Source organism: Pseudomonas cedrina subsp. cedrina (genome assembly GCF_001983175.1).
Lineage (GTDB): Bacteria > Pseudomonadota > Gammaproteobacteria > Pseudomonadales > Pseudomonadaceae > Aquipseudomonas > Aquipseudomonas cedrina.
Genome location: NZ_MNPW01000011.1, coordinates 167799 through 183687, shown reverse-complemented (window position 1 = coordinate 183687; position 15889 = coordinate 167799). Strand labels below are relative to the sequence as shown.

General features: G+C 58.3%; 20 protein-coding genes. 17 read left to right on the top strand and 3 right to left on the bottom strand.

All coding sequences use genetic code 11. From position 1 onward, the window contains the following. Window positions 1–102: 102 nt before the first annotated feature. From BLL36_RS22565 to BLL36_RS22520, 10 genes are all read left to right on the top strand, one after another. Window positions 103–438, top strand: a complete 336-nt coding sequence (locus BLL36_RS22565; protein WP_076953683.1) for an integrative conjugative element protein, RAQPRD family — start codon at window positions 103–105, stop codon at window positions 436–438. Then, window positions 435–674, top strand: a complete 240-nt coding sequence (locus tag BLL36_RS22560) for a TIGR03758 family integrating conjugative element protein (protein ID WP_076953681.1) — start codon at window positions 435–437, stop codon at window positions 672–674. The genes BLL36_RS22565 and BLL36_RS22560 overlap by 4 nt, the downstream gene beginning before the upstream one ends. Before the next feature lie 17 nt (window positions 675–691). Then, complete coding sequence (locus tag BLL36_RS22555) at window positions 692–1063, top strand: TIGR03745 family integrating conjugative element membrane protein (protein ID WP_076953679.1); 372 nt, start codon at window positions 692–694, stop codon at window positions 1061–1063. Between the two features lie 7 nt (window positions 1064–1070). Continuing rightward, window positions 1071–1484, top strand: coding sequence for a TIGR03750 family conjugal transfer protein (locus tag BLL36_RS22550; protein WP_076953677.1), 414 nt, complete (start codon window positions 1071–1073; stop codon window positions 1482–1484). After that, a complete protein-coding gene (locus tag BLL36_RS22545) occupies window positions 1481–2122 on the top strand; it encodes a PFL_4703 family integrating conjugative element protein (RefSeq protein ID WP_076953674.1) in 642 nt (213 codons plus the stop codon). Before BLL36_RS22550 ends, BLL36_RS22545 begins: the two co-directional genes overlap by 4 nt. Next, on the top strand, window positions 2119–2931 hold the full coding sequence (locus tag BLL36_RS22540; RefSeq protein WP_076953672.1) for a TIGR03749 family integrating conjugative element protein: 813 nt from the start codon (window positions 2119–2121) through the stop codon (window positions 2929–2931). Before BLL36_RS22545 ends, BLL36_RS22540 begins: the two co-directional genes overlap by 4 nt. Then, entirely contained in the window at window positions 2921–4438 is a 1518-nt protein-coding gene (locus BLL36_RS22535; protein WP_076953671.1) for a TIGR03752 family integrating conjugative element protein, read from the top strand. The genes BLL36_RS22540 and BLL36_RS22535 overlap by 11 nt, the downstream gene beginning before the upstream one ends. Continuing rightward, window positions 4401–4817 (top strand): TIGR03751 family conjugal transfer lipoprotein, encoded by a 417-nt coding sequence (locus tag BLL36_RS22530; RefSeq protein WP_076953669.1) that lies wholly within the window; start codon window positions 4401–4403, stop codon window positions 4815–4817. The genes BLL36_RS22535 and BLL36_RS22530 overlap by 38 nt, the downstream gene beginning before the upstream one ends. Then, a complete protein-coding gene (locus BLL36_RS22525) occupies window positions 4817–7573 on the top strand; it encodes a conjugative transfer ATPase (protein ID WP_076953667.1) in 2757 nt (918 codons plus the stop codon). Before BLL36_RS22530 ends, BLL36_RS22525 begins: the two co-directional genes overlap by 1 nt. A 119-nt stretch (window positions 7574–7692) precedes the next feature. Then, entirely contained in the window at window positions 7693–7965 is a 273-nt protein-coding gene (locus BLL36_RS22520) for an HU family DNA-binding protein (RefSeq protein WP_076953665.1), read from the top strand. A 129-nt stretch (window positions 7966–8094) separates the two neighbouring features. On the opposite strand, the gene BLL36_RS22515 is transcribed toward BLL36_RS22520, so the two are convergent. Continuing rightward, a complete protein-coding gene (locus BLL36_RS22515) occupies window positions 8095–8367 on the bottom strand; it encodes a LasR-specific antiactivator QslA (protein WP_076953663.1) in 273 nt (90 codons plus the stop codon). A gap of 168 nt (window positions 8368–8535) precedes the next feature. On the opposite strand from BLL36_RS22515, the gene BLL36_RS22510 reads away from it, so the two are divergent. The 5 genes from BLL36_RS22510 to BLL36_RS22490 all read left to right on the top strand — a co-directional run bounded on the left by BLL36_RS22510 (window position 8536) and on the right by BLL36_RS22490 (window position 13110). Further along, a complete protein-coding gene (locus tag BLL36_RS22510; protein ID WP_076953662.1) occupies window positions 8536–8790 on the top strand; it encodes a helix-turn-helix domain-containing protein in 255 nt (84 codons plus the stop codon). 105 nt (window positions 8791–8895) lie between these two features. Then, window positions 8896–9852, top strand: coding sequence for a TIGR03756 family integrating conjugative element protein (locus BLL36_RS22505; RefSeq protein ID WP_076953660.1), 957 nt, complete (start codon window positions 8896–8898; stop codon window positions 9850–9852). After that, the gene (locus BLL36_RS22500) at window positions 9849–11231 is read left to right on the top strand and encodes an integrating conjugative element protein (protein ID WP_076953658.1); all 1383 of its coding nucleotides are present in this window, start codon (window positions 9849–9851) and stop codon (window positions 11229–11231) included. The genes BLL36_RS22505 and BLL36_RS22500 overlap by 4 nt, the downstream gene beginning before the upstream one ends. A 3-nt stretch (window positions 11232–11234) precedes the next feature. Next, window positions 11235–11543 carry a hypothetical protein gene (locus tag BLL36_RS22495; RefSeq protein WP_076953656.1) on the top strand — a complete coding sequence of 103 codons (309 nt, stop codon included), beginning with the start codon at window positions 11235–11237 and terminating at the stop codon, window positions 11541–11543. A gap of 10 nt (window positions 11544–11553) precedes the next feature. Then, on the top strand, window positions 11554–13110 hold the full coding sequence (locus BLL36_RS22490; RefSeq protein ID WP_076953655.1) for a conjugal transfer protein TraG N-terminal domain-containing protein: 1557 nt from the start codon (window positions 11554–11556) through the stop codon (window positions 13108–13110). Between the two features lie 8 nt (window positions 13111–13118). Here BLL36_RS22490 and BLL36_RS22485 read toward each other — a convergent pair whose 3' ends face one another. Further along, a complete protein-coding gene (locus BLL36_RS22485; RefSeq protein WP_076953647.1) occupies window positions 13119–13484 on the bottom strand; it encodes a DUF3742 family protein in 366 nt (121 codons plus the stop codon). Window positions 13485–13939: 455 nt separating this feature from the next. Between BLL36_RS22485 and BLL36_RS22480 the strand changes: the two genes are divergently transcribed. Together BLL36_RS22480 and BLL36_RS22475 are read left to right on the top strand one after the other, a co-directional pair. Beyond that, window positions 13940–14269 carry a hypothetical protein gene (locus BLL36_RS22480; protein WP_076953645.1) on the top strand — a complete coding sequence of 110 codons (330 nt, stop codon included), beginning with the start codon at window positions 13940–13942 and terminating at the stop codon, window positions 14267–14269. A gap of 137 nt (window positions 14270–14406) precedes the next feature. Continuing rightward, window positions 14407–15366 (top strand): ArdC family protein, encoded by a 960-nt coding sequence (locus tag BLL36_RS22475; protein WP_076953643.1) that lies wholly within the window; start codon window positions 14407–14409, stop codon window positions 15364–15366. Between the two features lie 131 nt (window positions 15367–15497). Here the strand turns inward: BLL36_RS22475 and BLL36_RS22470 are convergent, their stop codons facing one another. Then, the gene (locus BLL36_RS22470) at window positions 15498–15695 is read right to left on the bottom strand and encodes a DUF7740 domain-containing protein (protein WP_032803416.1); all 198 of its coding nucleotides are present in this window, start codon (window positions 15693–15695) and stop codon (window positions 15498–15500) included. Window positions 15696–15889 lie beyond the last annotated feature (194 nt).

Sequence of the window (15889 nt, the reverse complement as noted above, 5' to 3'; positions counted from 1 at the left end):
TTTCTACCACCACCTAAACGCGACTGAACGTACTTCAGATTTTCTACTGAATGAATTATCTGCTCACTTGATGCTGCCTCCAAACTCATTCGGAACAGCATCATGTTGACTAAAAACATCCGCAGTTTTTTGCTACTTCCAATAGCATTGACCTATAACAGTAGCTATGCCGTTTCCGCCCAAGAGCAGGTCCAGCTCTGTCTTATCCAGCAGCAACTCGACACCATCGAACGCCTTGTGACACGAGCTAAGACAGCCAACACGGCTGAACCCGATGTCCGTTACCGTTTCGACTATCCCCGCCTGTCTCAGGACATCCAACGTATTCGCCAGGGCGTGCAGGGTTATCTGTCCCCCTCTCGCGCCCAACCCCGCGACCCCTCTGAATTGGTCGGCGAATACCGCCTCGACACTCCGTCCGCGGAGCCGTCGCCATGAGCATGACTGACGCTCAGATCGCAGCGTTCCAAAACGCCTCCGGCTTCGCACCGCAGAACAGCTCGACGCTGTGGCTGTCCCTGGTTCTGGTTCTGGCTTTGCTTTGGTGCGCCTGGGTGATGTGGACGGCTTACCGGGGTTGGGCCACCGGCAGTGTGCGCTTCGGCGCGCTTGGCGGAAGTACCGCACGCGTGCTGCTCACCTTGTTGGTCCTGATGTTCTTCACCCTGTCCTAACCCAGGAGATCGCCACCATGCTCAAGTGCTTTGCCCCTCTGAAAAACAATCTGCGAGATAGTGCCAGCCAACGCTTGATCGGTCTGCTGCTGGTACTCGGCCCAAGCCTAGCTTTCGCCGAGCTCCCAACCATGGAAGCGCCTTCGCGTGGTGAAGGCTCCGGGTTGATCGAGACGATCAAAAACTATGCCTACGACGGCGGTATCCTGCTCGGTCTGCTGATCGCTCTACTCGCGTTTCTCGGTGTGGCTTGGCATTCCCTGACCGTCTATGCCGACGTGCAGAACCAGCGCAAGACCTGGAAGGACCTCGGCGCGGTAGTTGGTATCGGAGCGCTGTTGGTGGTGATCATCATCTGGTTCCTGACCAAGGCAGCCGCGATTCTGTGAGATCGACATGAACGACACTATCGAACGTCTTGCCGACGGCACCTTGGTCTTTCTGCCGGAACGACTTAATTGTGATCCCGTCGTGTTGCGCGGTTTGACCAATGATGAGATGTGGGTGGCGCTCGGCGCAGGCGCATTCATAGGCCTGGTGCTGGGTGTTCCTCTGGCGATCGCCAGCGCCTCCATTGCCGTGGCGCCGACTAGCATGATCGTAGGCATGGCGGGGGTGTTATTCACCGGTGGCGCGCTACTGCGTCGCGCCAAACGGGCCCGCCCCGAGACCTGGTTGTACCGCAAAGTGGAATGGATACTGGCCAGCCGTTGGCGCCTGGCGCGCGGAAGCTTGATCCTCCGCTCCGGCGCCTGGACGGTTCGCCGTTCACGTCGACTGCGCCCTGCCCTGTCCCGGTGGCAGCCATGAGCCGATTTCGGAATAAGGTGGATGCCCAGCAAGCGCACATCTTCAGCCTGCGCCTGGCGGTGGTGATCCTGGCCCTGCTCTGTGCCGGACTCTGGTACGGCTGGCGCTCGGCACCGACCGATCTGACCGTGCATGTACCCCCGGATTTGCGCTCGGGTAGTACGCGCAAGTGGTGGGATATCCCCTCAGAAAATGTCTATGCCTTTGCCCTGTACATCTTTGGCCAGCTCAACCGCTGGCCCTCGGATGGCGAGCAGGACTATCGCCGCGCCATCTATGGCTTGCAGTCCTACCTGACCCCCGCCTGCAAGGCATTCCTCGATGGTGACTACGAGTACCGCAAAGCCGCCGGCGAACTGCGCCAGCGGGTGCGTGGCGTCTACGAAATTCTGGGTCGCGGCTACAGCGAGGATCCAGAACTCAGGGTCAAGCAACTCGACCGCGACAGCTGGCTGGTCAAGCTCGACCTCAATGCCGATGAGTATTACGCCGCCGAACCGGTGAAACGGGTGGTGGTGCGTTATCCATTACGCGTGGTGCGTTTCGACCTAGACCCCGAGCGCAACAAGTGGGGGCTGGCACTGGATTGTTATCAGGGCACTCCGCAAAAAATCTCCTTGCCTGGAAGTGAACCATGAGGCGGATGTCGACCCTGGGACTCACCGTTTCACTGATGCTATGGGGAGCAGCAGCGCCGGCCGTCGAGCTGATGCACTGGGAACGCCTCCCCCTCGCGGTCCCGCTGGTGATCAATCAGGAGCGGGTGGTCTTTATCGATGAGGCTGTTCGAGTCGGTGTGCCCTCAACCCTGACGAACAAGCTGCGCGTGCAGTCAACCGGCGGCACATTGTACCTGCGCGCGTCGGAAGCCATTGCCCCGACCCGCCTGCAATTGCAATCGGTCACGACGGGCGAGATTATCCTCCTGGATATCGCGGCCACTCCCGGCGATCAACCGCTGGAGCCCGTACGTATTATCAAGAATGCTCAGGGGCAAGCAACCGAGGCTGAATCCAACGCCGCCCCTGTTCCGGAACGCACACCGATCCCGGTCGCTTTGACGCGCTACGCCGCGCAAAGCCTGTTCGCGCCGCTGCGCACCGTGGAGTCCCTGCCCGGTGTACGCCGCGTCCCGCTCAAGCTGCGCACCGAGCTGCCAACCCTGCTTCCGACTGAACACGTGTCCAGCACACCCATCGCCGTCTGGCGACTCGGTGATTACTGGGTGACGGCGGTGAAGTTGCGCAATCGTGGTCCAGCTTCGGTGCAACTCGATCCGCGCCGGCTTCAGGCCAAGCTGTTCGCCGCGGCCTTCCAGCATGCTTTCCTCGGGCCGGTCGGCAGTGCCGAAGACACTACGATCGCCTACCTTGTCACCCGCGGTGCCGGCCTCGAGCAAGCCGTGCTGCTCCCGCCCGTTGCGCGAGGTGCTGACGATGAAAGCTAACGCCTTGCTCAGATGGCTAGTACCGGCTGTGCTGCTAGGCGTGGTGTTTATCATTCTGAAAACCTGGGTCGCGGGTGGTACCACACCGTCGCAAGAAAGTCCGACGGCTCAGGACAACCTCCAATTATCCGCCGAGCAGGCCAAATCGCTCGGTATTGCGGGGGATACCCCACTCGACACGGTCGCCACCCTGGTCGGCCAGGTGAAGGCCATGCGCAGCGACATGCTCGGTTTGAAGAAACACAATGACTCACTGCAGACGGAAAACAACCGCCTACGCGAGCGGGAAAACAGTGTCGATTCGCGTATCCAGACCGCGCTTGGCAGTGTGACCCAGCAGGTCGACGAAGGCCGCCGCCAAGCCAACGAGGCCCGACTCAAAGCGGAACAAGACAGTCGTCAGGCTCGCGGCCTGCTGACGCAATTGCAGGAACAGTTGTCGGGGCTGGCTGGCAAAAGCAAGGACATGCCGATCGGATTGGGGCTTGAGCCGGGCGACGGGGCGCAGTTCGAAAGACAGCATTCTGCCAACGATGCGCTGCAGTGGATTGAGCCCTCGGATGCTCCGTCCACCGACGCCCGGGGCAAAACCAAGACCGCGTCCGCCCTGAGTCTGCCGACTGCCTTCAACTCACTGGAGGGTTTGAAGGAAAATGCCATCGACCGCAGCCAGAAGCAGTTACGTGAGGTCACCAAGGGTGAACGTGACCTGACACGCTCCGCTGATCGTACCAAAGGCGCGAAACCGGTTTACACCATTCCTGAAAACGCAACATTGATGGGTTCGGTCGCCATGACTGCGCTGATCGGCCGGGTCCCGGTGGACGGCACCGTGAATGATCCTTACCCCTTCAAGGTGTTGGTCGGTCCCGAGAACCTGACAGCCAACGGCATCGACCTGCCGGACGTCGCAGGGGCCGTGATGAGCGGCACAGCCTCCGGCGACTGGACCCTGTCGTGCGTACGCGGACAGGTCGAGTCAATTACCTTTGTGTTTACCGACGGCACCATCCGCACGGTGCCTCAGCCGAAGGCGGTAGCCAGCCGCAATGCCTCCACCACCCGAAGCTCAAACACCGACAAGATCCGCGGTGGACTCGGTTACCTGTCCGATCCGTATGGCATTCCTTGCATTGCCGGCGAGCGCCGCTCAAACGCCCAGCAATACCTCGGCAGCCAAAGTCTGATCACGGCGGCTGGCGCCGGTGTCGCTGCCTTGCTCGGGGATGAGCAGAACAACAGCAGTGTGATCAGTTCGGGCGGCAGTACGCTCGGGGTTACCAACAGCACAGGCAACAGCGCGTTGAATTCAATTCTCAGTGGTGGGGTCAGCGACATCCGCGAGTGGATCAACAAACTGTATGGCGAGACCTTTGCTGCGGTGTACGTGTCACCGGCCGCCCAAGTCGCGCTGCACCTCGACCATGAGATCACCATCGACTACGAGCCCAAGGGCCGGAGCGTTCGCCATGAAAAAGACCATGCCTCTCTGCCTGACCTGGATTAGCGTGTTCTGCTGGGTCCTGGTGGGGTGTTCCACCGACAAGGACACGCTGCTGCCCCATGGCGAGCAAACCATGCTGGACATCTGGAACGGCGCCGGGTCGCAAGGCACTCAGCAGCAACTGCTGGATGCTCGGCAGCAGTTACGCCGCCCGTTAGCCCCAGCAGATTTCTCGGTCTCCCTCCAAGAGCCGTACACGCGTACAGCGGAGAACGAGATCCACAGCCTGTTCCCTCGCCTACCCAATCCCGATCTGGTGCTGTACGTGTATCCGCATTTGAGTGGTACCGAGCAGGCACCGATCCCAGGTTACTCGACCGTCTTCCCGTTCTACCAACGGGTGCAGTACGCATTGCCGGGTGAACGTCAGGAAGACTTGTAATGCGTAGCGGCGATTTGGGTCACCGCACTGGCGCGTGGAAAGCCTGGCGCAACCCATTACGTCCTCGCGCCACGTTGGCCGATGACGCCGAACTCTATGCACACAACCCCAGCTTCACCGATCACCTGCCTTGGGTCGAATACCTCGACAACGAGCACTGTTTTCTGCTGGATGACAATCGCTCGGTGGGTGCGGTGTTCGAGCTGCTGCCCATCGGCACCGAAGGGCGCGAACCCGATTGGTTGATGGCCGCCCGCGATGCCCTTGAGGATGCCCTACAGGACAGTTTTGATGAGCTGGATCAAGCGCCTTGGGTGGCGCAGTTTTTTTGCCAGGACGACAATGACTTCACTCCCTACCTGACCCGGCTCACCGATTATATTCAGGACAGCGCTAGAGGCACGGTCTTCACCGAAGCGTACCTGGAACTTACTCGCCGACATCTGAAGGCCATCGCCAAGCCCGGCGGGCTGTTCGAGGATAAGGTGGTGACGCGCCTACCCTGGCGTGGCAATAACCGCCGGGTGCGCCTGGTGGTCTATCGCTGGCTTGAGTCTGGCGCCGACGAGACGGGACTCATCCCTGTTCAATCTCTGAAGCAGGCTTGCGAACGTATTGCGGCTTCGTTGCAGGCGTGCGGCGTGCAATCGGCACGCGTTGATGGCCGCGGTTTGTATGCCTGGTTATTGCCCTGGTTCAATCCGGCACCCAGGCTCACGAATGAAACGCCCGAGGGCTTTTACCAACGTGTTGCCTTTCCAGAGCCTGCTGATGGCGGGTCGCTGGAATTGCCCTTCGATCACGACTTCGCCGAACGGTTGTTCTTTAACGAACCGTGTTCGGATGTGCAACGAGGACTCTGGTACTTCGATGGGCAACCTCATCGGGTCATGGTGGTGGACAAACTGCGACGGGCACCGTCGATTGGTCAACTCACCGGAGAAACCCGTAAGGGTGATGCAGTCAATGCCCTGTTCGACCAGTTACCCGAAGGCACGGTGATGAGTCTGACCTTGGTGGTCAAGCCGCAGGATGTGCTCGAAGACCAGTTAAACCGATTGGCGCGCAAAGCCATCGGTGAAAACCTGGCCTCGACCCAGACCCGTCAGGATGTCGAAGAGGCTCGTGCGATCATCGGTCGCCAGCACAAGCTGTACCGCGGCACCCTGGCGTTCTATGTGCGCGGTCACGATGAACAGCAACTGCACCAGCGCTCGGTCAGCCTGGCCAACGCGCTGTTGGGCGCGGGGCTGCAACCGGTACGTGAAGGCGATGAAGTCGCCGCCTGCAACAGCTACCTGCGTTGGTTACCGATGGCTTACAACCCGGCCCGCGACACGCGCAACTGGTACACACGCCTGATGTTCGCCCAGCACTTGGCAAACCTGGTTCCGGTGTGGGGCCGCAGCACCGGCACCGGCCACCCGGGCATCACCCTGTTCAATCGTGGTGGCTCGCCGTTGAGCTTTGATCCGTTGTCACGACTAGACCGGGCTATGAACGGCCATCTTCTGTTGTTCGGCCCCACCGGCGCGGGCAAGTCGGCGACCCTGGTCACCCTACTGATGCAGGTCATGGCGGTGTACCGCCCTCGCCTGTTTATTGTCGAGGCCGGTAACTCATTTGGCTTACAAGGCGACTACTTCGCGACGCAGGGCTTATCAGTCAATAAGATCCAATTGAAACCTGGCGCCTCGGTCAGCCTCGCGCCCTTTGTCGATGCCTGGCGCCTCGTCGAGCAGCCAGATCAGATGGCGAGTCTTTCCATTGATGAGTGGGACGATGAGACGGCAACCAATCGTGAAGACCAACGTGATGTGCTCGGCGAATTGGAGATCACCGCCCGGCTGATGATCACTGGAGGCGAGGCCAAGGAAGAAGCGCGTCTCAGCCGGGCCGATCGCAGCCTGATCCGTGAATGCATTGTCGATGCGGCGCAGGCGTGTGTCGCGGCGGGTCGCCAGGTACTGACCCGCGACGTACGTGACGCCTTGCTGCGCACCGCCGCCGACTTGCACTTACCGGAGAAGCGTCGTGAACGGGCCCAGGAAATGGGCGAATCCATTGATCTGTTTTGTCAGGGATTCGAGGGCGAACTGTTCGATCGCGAGGGTACGCCTTGGCCCGAAAGCGATGTGACCGTTGTCGATCTGGCCACGTACGCTCGCGAAGGCTACGAAGCCCAGATGTCCATCAGCTACATCAGCCTGATGAACACCGTGAACAACCTTGCCGAGCGCGACCAGTACTTGGGCCGACCAATCATCATGGTCACCGACGAAGGCCATATCATCACCAAGAACCCGCTTCTGGCGCCATTTGTGGTCAAGGGGACGAAAATGTGGCGCAAGCTCGGGGCCTGGTTCTGGCTGGCGACGCAAAACCTTGCCGACTTCCCTATTGCCGCGCAGACCATGCTCAACATGATCGAATGGTGGATCTGTTTGAACATGCCACCTGCGGAGATAGAGGAAATCGCACGTTTCAAGAAGCTCACGCCGGCACAGAAAGCTTTGTTGCTCTCCGCCAGTAAGGAGCCCGGGAAATACACTGAGGGGGTCGTGCTGTCGAAAAAACTCGAAACGCTGTTTCGAGCCGTACCACCCAGCCTCTATCTCGCCTTGGCCATGACGGAGCCGGAGGAAAAAGCCGAGCGCTGGAGGTTGATGCAGGAGAACGGTTGCTCGGAGTTGGAAGCGGCTTTCCAGGTAGCTGAGCGTATTGACCAGGCCCGAGGAATCGGGACGTTAGGATAGACTTGAAGACCAAATAGCGTTACGTCTGCGCAGGGCTGGAGTGCAGTTTTGCGCTGGATATGCCCGAACTATCTGAGTAGATTACTCGTCGACACTCAGCCAAGTGGAAGGAGTCACACATGAATAAAAACGATCTAATCGAGGCCATAGCGAGCTCCGCCGACCTCCCGAAGTCCACTGCCGGACGCGCACTGGATGCCCTCACAACCATCATATCCACTGCGTTGAAAAGCGGTGAGAACGTCACCTTGGTTGGTTTTGGCACCTTTGCGGTCAAAGCGCGTGCAGCGCGCGACGGACGTAACCCTCAAACGGGGGCCACCATCAAGATCGCAGCCTCGAAGACGCCTAGTTTCAAAGCCGGTAAATTGCTGAAAGACGCGGTTAACTAGACGCTGGCGGCGATTACCCAATACCAACTCTGCGAGAGCGCTGGTATTGGGCTTCGGCAGCCGAAACGCTGGCTGAACTCTGGGAGCCTTCAAACTATGTGTTTGAACGCGTCTTTAGCGACGTTTCTTTCAGCTTTGATTTGGGCTGGGTGGCACACTGCGTAGCCGCTGCTGAATCCTCAACAAAAAACCAGCTTCAAAAGCATCCTGGCAGTCACCTACAGGAAAGGTTTTGCGCGTTTGCGCCAACTCCCACCACAGTGGAATCTCGCCAGGTGCATCGAGCCAAGCCTGGGCGCATTGCACGCCACGTTCGATCATTGGGGAAAATTCGTTGCCCCAAGGTGTCAGAAGACTCGGGCAACCATCCGCCGCAGGAATTGAAACGTAGTTTTCGTCCATACACACCCTAGATTTCTGATTTATTGTTAGACGCGCAGGCCAGCCCCGAAATCTTAACGACACCAAATGAACGCTCGATAACAGGCAAGGGCATCAAATAGCCTAGATCAACGCCAATGTAGACTATATCCCGTGGATTGAGAGTCCCTCAAGGCGCAATTTGCGCGCATGACTCAAGACTTCGAACAGCTCCGTCTGCAACTCGCGGAAAACATCCGCTTGATGCGACGCGTGAAGAACCTTACCCAAGAGCAATTGGCGCTCATGGCCGAGCTGGATCGTACCTACGTCAGTCAAATCGAACGATGCACGGCCAATCCGTCGCTGCTGGTCCTATGCAAACTCGCCAATATTTTTGAAATTACCACAGATCAGCTACTTGTAGGCGCCGACACCCTGCGCAGCGTCCTCCACGTCAAATAATAGTCTCACGCCTCACAAATCCGACAGATCCGCCTTCATAATTCCCACTGACATTCTTCAGTCCCTAACCGAACCTGCCCAGGCCATACACCGAGAGCCTGGATCATGCCCGTTGCCTGCTCGTCCATCCTGCCCACAAAGCTACGGCCATTGGCGCTGAGCGTGTTGCTGGCGTGCGGCCCAAGCATGGCGCTGGACACCGGCAGCATTACGTTCTCTGCGCTTTCGCCAAGCTGTCTCGAATATAGGGTCATCGGTATTTGTTTCTGGCTCCTGTGCACACCCTTCGGCTGCACAGTCAAAACCTCAAGCAAGGTGCGTCATTTTATTCCTGAACTGGTGGTTTCGAGCTACGCCACCACCGGTAGCAATCCCTGGACCGAGATGGCCTCGCTCTCCCCTCCCACCAGCGGTGCAGAAGGCGGCGGAAACCTGATCACGCCGAACACCCAGCGCGATAACCTGCCTCGTTTCAAAAATGTTGATGGCATCGGCCACCCCGGAGGCTGGACCGCCACACAACTGGCCTCGCAATCCGGCTACGCCTGCGCTAGCGGTGCCACGGCGTTCATGCCCTACTATCTGAGCACTTGGGACTCACTGGCCTGGCGTCATGGCATCCCAGAAAGCTTTTACCCCGAGTCGCTCGTGCCCGGAATCCGTGAAATCGGTCGTCAGCTCGCGGGAAACATGTGGGGAAACGTCTATCCCCGGCAAGGATTCTTGGTGCAACCCGACGACTTCAAAGCCGCTGCGGTGATGGCCCAGCGGGCGGGTGATGTCATTACCCGCAACTGGCAACCGCACGTGTATTTCCCGCTCATACCCGTACCACGCGATGGTTATTGGCCGCCTGGCCCAATCGTTGAAAATGACGCTTCGACCCACAAATGGCAATTGCTCTACCCTCTGGTTCAACCCACGTGCGCCATCTTTCCCAGCGGTCCTGTGCAGAGCGCGGATGGCGGGTATGCCTGGTCGCTGTGGCGCCCCTATAGCTGCTGCAAGCGTGAAGGACAGACCTTCCTGTTCAGCATCGACTTCGAAGGTGGTGCTTCATGAGCCGGTTTCTCGCGCGATCATGGTTGAGCCTGGTGAGTCTATTGCTCTGCGGACTGCTCGGTATTGCCACGCATGCCCACGCCGCCGAAGGCGATTACCGCCTGGGCACTCAAGGTGAAGTGCTCGACGACCGGGTGATGTACACCATCGGTGGCGGCTCGGCAGCGGGCTCACCTAGTTCGCTCTATCGCCCCAACGGGCTCGGTGTCGGCGCTTCATGGCGAGCGAACATGATGTGTGGAAACATGAGCCTCACCAACACCCTGCAAAACCAGCTGAACGGCGCCACCGAAGGCTTCCAGCAGATCATGGGCAGCATCGTGCAGAACGCGACCCAAGCCGTGATGTCGCTGCCGGCGTTGATCATCCAGCGCGCCAACCCCGGTCTCTATGAGTTGCTGAGTAACGGGGTGATGCAGGGGCGTATCGACTTCGACCGCTCCAAACTGACTTGCCAGGCCATGGCCGAAAAAATGGCGGACAAGGTCGGTCAAGCCGGCTGGGGCGCGCTGGCCAAGAACCAGGAGATGCAGGACAACCTGGAGCAGACCGGCGGTGATGCGGTGGCCGCGGTGAAAAACACCGAGGCCTATAACGGCAACAATGGGGTGTCCTGGGTTGGTGGCTCAAAGGCCGGAGGTAACGGGCAGACGCCCATTAGGGTGACTTCCGACGTGGTGCGAGCCGGCTATAACCTGCTGCATAACCGTACGGTGGATGACAACTCCTCGATTAGTAGCAGCAACTGCTTAGGCGGGGCTATTTGCCAGACCTGGGCTTCGCCCCAGGAGGAGTCCGAATGGGCCGTTCGGGTATTGGGCGAAAGCGAAGTCGCGACCTGCGACACCTGCGAAACCCTGCGTGCGACCGCAGGCAGCGGGTTGACGCCGCTGATCCAGGAGGCCTACAGCGAACGCCTCCAGGCCCTGCAAGGGCTGCTGTCGGGTTCACTACCGCCTACCCCAGACAACCTGGCGAAAGCCTCCAGCCCGATGCTGCCGGTCACCCGCGGTGTGATCGAAGCCCTGCGCGACGATCCTGATCAGGAACTCCTGGCGCGGCGCCTGGCCAGTGAGACGGCCCTGTCCAGCGTGCTCGACAAAGCGCTCCTGCTATTGCGCACGCTGCTGGCAGGCAGCCACGAACCGAACATCGCTTCCGCTGAGCCGGCTCAGACCGCCTTGACGAAAAACATCGACGTTCTGGAACGCGAAATCCGTCTGCTGCAGACCGAACTGCAGGTTCGGCAGATCCTGGCCACCAACACCGCCAGCCTGGTGCTCGATCGGCATGCAAGTGGTGCCGATGCTTCGCGCACCGTCGAGCAAGGCGACCCTGAGCCGGGCCGACTCAATGATGCTGACGCCAGGCGTAAGTGAGCCATGAAACGTTCACCGCTATTAACTTTGCTTTCGAGCCTGGGGATTGCCGCAGTGATGATCCTAACCGCCGCATTGGTTACCTGGATCGGCTGCACTGCGCTGGGTAGTTTCGAGGCCTGGCAGCAGACATTCGAATCCGTGCGGCCATATCTGCGGTGGTGGCGTGCCTTGCTCTACGGCACCGTTTTTACGCTCTGGTGGCATCTGCTGCGGCGTTATCAACATCGGCCACAGAATCGACTGCGCGTAAAGCGCATCGGGGTATTAGGGCTTGTGCTCTTGACCGTCGTCGAACTCACCCGATTGTGAGGTCACGACCATGCTCATGAGCACCAACAGCTACCTGGAGTTTTACCTCTCGCTGCTGGCCTGGATCATCAACAACGGTATCTGGAGCATCCTGTCCGACACCGGACTGTTCGCCGCACCCTTCGGCGCGATCATTTTGCAAGAATGGTTGTCGGCCCGTCAGCAAGGCGCGGATGAAGGAAACAAGGGATTGCTCTCGGTGCCTCGAATCGAAAACCGGCTGTGGCTGGCCTACATCGTCGTCTTGTTCGGCTGCGCGCCGGTCTTTCCATTGAGCCTCACGTCAATGGCGTTCGATGATGCAGCGAGCCAGCGCTGCGGTATCAGTGTGGCTAAGCCAGCAGAAACCGCCTGGGGGATCACCTTCAATACCATCGGCGAACGCTCTGCCAACGTACCAATCTGGTGGTTTCTGGTACACGCCGTGAGCAAAGGGGTGACCGCGGCGGCCACAGCCTCCATCCCCTGTGCACCGGATATCCGACAGATGCGCATGGAGATCGACAGTTCGCGCATCGATAATCAGGTATTGCTGCAGGAAGTCGCCGACTTCACTCGCGACTGCTATGGCTATTCCCGCTCTCGGCTGTTCACCAATCGTCCGCAGCTGGACAAGGCACAAAGTCATGATGCGTCCTGGATCGGCTCAAGCTATTTTCTCGACACTCCGGGCTATTACGACACCGATCGCTCACGCACACCGCGAGTCAGTTGGCCCTATGACGAGACCCGCGATATTTCTTTGCCACGGCTGGAGAATGGCGCGGGCTACCCCACTTGCAAACAGTGGTGGAATGACAGCGGCGTCGGGTTGCGGGATCGCTTGATCGAGCAAGTCGATCCTTCACTACTGACTCAGCTGAAAGGCTGGTTGACTGGCCGCTCAAGCAACGAGATCGAGGATGCCACCCTGCGCGAACTGGTCAGCCCTCGCCAACAATCGATGTCCATGTCGCCCGGACAGGTGTACCAGGACTATGGCTCCAGTGCTCGCGGTGGCTCGATCAATCAGGGGCTCAATAACCTGGCCACCAACACCGGGCTGGCCCTCGGGTCGTTCAGCAACTTCCCGGCAATGAATGCACTACGCGCTGCCCTGCCGATGGTGCAGGCTTTCCTGATCATGGGTGTCATCATCAGCTTGCCGCTAATCCTACTCGTGAGTACCTACCAGCTAAAGACCGTCATGACGGTGACGTTCGCGCTGTTCACCTTGCACATGCTGAGCTTCTGGTGGGAACTCGCCCGCTGGGTCGACTCCAGCATGCTCGACACCTTGTACAACCAGGTTTCGGCGTCCAATCAAGTGCTGTTATCGCTGCCCACATCCGGTTTTATGAATGGGACGGTCACAGCACAAGTGATCGAGTATGTGATGGGGGCGATGTTCATCGTGCTGCCGATGGTTTTTCTAGCCACCATGAGTTGGGCCGGATATAGCGTGGGCTCAGGCGTTGAAGGAATGCTCAGCAGGGGAACCCACGCAGCACAGACAGCGAGCTCTAACGGAACCTCTCAGTTGATGAGCGGTGCAAGAATTGTTTCGGGTAAATCGAGCTCAAAATAACCAAGAGTCTACTTCAGAGAACCCCATTTATCGTACCGCTCAGGCCAAGACGTTCTATGCATTGGATCATCGAGATCGTCAATACCTGGACTGTCTGAATCTTGAATTGGGATAGCTGCTAATACGACGATTGTGCACATCAGCACAAACAACCAGAAGCTAACAAAAAGAAATGCTCCGAGCAGAGCCAACTTCGCAGTCAGAAAACTCCCGCGTACAAGAAATTTACCTGCGGGCATTCCTGCCATCTCCGCACGTTCAGCGACGCGGGACTCAAACGCTTTTAACTTGTGATAATCACGCTTTACCGACATGCCACAGGCGTACGCCCAGCGGTGGGCACGTGAATTCTGAACAGGGTTCTGAGTCGGCATGGTCTCGCCCTCTTCTGAGCGTTTTCATGATTGAGACAGGAGTAACAGCCTACTACTGAAAACTGTCCGTGCTTGACCGTTTATCAGCTTGCCCAGCCAAAAAATCCTCACTGGAAGATAGAAGACGAACATCAGGACACAGCTTTTCTTCGGAGGTTGACCCGTATAAATCGCTCCGCTAAATACAAGGTACGGATCGCTGTTATCGACAGCTCCTTCCCAGGCAGCCAGAACCTTCAAGGCTACGTCACTTCGGTGATGGTTCTTCCCCAAGTGCGATTAGCGTTCGGTAGCTCGCACGGTCACCGTTTTACGGTGATGAACGCCTACTGCTCTTTTGAGCGTCTTCTGAGCTCCGCTCGCCAGGCAAACCTTCTTGTATTTCTTCAACCCACCGCGGGGAAATTATCTCCTGCACGGGACAGGTTTCTTCGCGTTTTCAACGGAGGCACACCATGTCCGACTCACTTACACCGGAAGCACTGAACACCCTACAGTTGCCCATTGTGTTCTCGCCTGGCGCGTGGCAACGCGCAGTACTGCTCGAGCACTCTGATCACGCTGAGAAGCTGCAGGTCGATCGGCTGACCAACGTATTGCGCGCAGCCTTCGAGGCACACCTGGCCTCTCCACACGAGCCCTATGTGCTGTTCGAGGTGGCCCACATCGCGTCAACGGGTCATCCACGCCAAAACCCGTTGCTGCAACTGAGCCTTAGCATGCTACTCGAGCCAGACCAGCCTAACGCCTTACTGATAGCTCTTGCAGGAGAGCACCAGCGCTAAGCGCAAATGGTTGTACTCGGCGCTCACACTCACATTCGGACGGTATGCAAGACCTGCATCAATCTGGCAAATCACCCAACCGGGGAACCCTCCCCGACGGGCAAGGCGTTCCTCCGTTTTCTCTCGAGGAAAATGCCATGCGCGATATCTACCAAGACGTAACTGACAAGATCGTTACCGCGTTAGACAAAGGCGTTGCCCCCTGGATCAAACCCTGGTCCTCAAGTGGCTCAGCTGACGTCAGTCATCACCAACCCTATCCCATTAACGCCGTCACACAGCGTCCCTATTCAGGCATCAATTTACCGTTGCTCTGGGCCGAGGCCCGATTGCAGGGGTTCACTCAAGATCGTTGGCTGACCTTCAATCAAGCCAAAAAAGCCGGTGGGCACATCCGTAAGGGTGAGCACAGCACTCAGGCAGTGCTCTACAAGCCGATGGAGCGCGAGGAACAGAATGAATCAGGCCAACCGGTCCTCGATGAAAACGGTCAGCCCAAGGTCGCTCACTTTGGCATTCTCAGGACGCATTTTCTGTTCAACATCGAGCAGACGGAGGGGCTTGAAACGTTCAACGAAACCTTGCTCGATACGGACCCGACCGATCCCTTCCTAGCCAGCAGTGCTGCGGAAAATCTGTTGTTAAGTTCGGGGGCACACATCGTTCATCGATCTGCCGACGAAGCCTTTTACCACCCGATCAGGGATCTCATCCAACTGCCGACAAAAGCGCAATTTCACGATGAAGGTGGGTACTACGCCACCGCACTGCACGAACTGACGCACTGGACCGGTCATTACGCTCGATTGCAGCGCGAAGGCGTGACCTCATTCTGTCCGTTCGGCTCGCCAGGTTACGCGTTTGAGGAGTTGATCGCCGAAATGGGTGCGGCGTTTTTATGTGCCTACACCGGTATACAGGGAGAGCTGAGGCACGAGGGCTACATCGACTCCTGGCTCAGCCTGCTCAAGGCAGACAAGCGCGCAATCTTTCGTGCCAGTGGCCACGCCCGAAGCGCCTCAGAGTATGTGCTCAACCTGGAGCAGCAACTGAAGCCCGTCGTGGATGACTCACTGTGCATGAACGATGGAGCTTAATTGTTACCTCACCACTGCAAACGCTTCACAGGGCCCAACGCGAGTTGAGCCCTTTTTTCTGCGCTCAGAAAAAAGCCCGGCACTGCGGGACTCTGACGCGAAGAACAACAGATGGGCAGCCCCGCAACATGTCATTCCGTATCCAGGTTCTGCGCCAGAAAATCCACCAGCTCGAGCGGACTACGGCTGTCGATCACTTTGTAGATCAGATCGCGTTTACTGCGTGGCAACTTCTTGACCACGCTCTTCGCCGAGGCCCTGACGGCTTCGTCGGTCCCATGGATACGTGCCGCGAGCAGCAGCACGAGCGTGGCGTCAGTGAGGTTCATGGCAAGACCTAGAAAATTTTCCTCGCAGTGTACCGACTCTTTTCTTTTCCATACCAGCCCTCAACAAAACGATGCCTAGCAGTATCCATATTCCGATTGCCGCACAAAGGGACACAAGCCAAAAGGATGGGTAAGGGTTGGAAGGGAATGGGGACTCAAGGGTAAGAGCTCTATCCGAAAAGGCTATAAAGCCA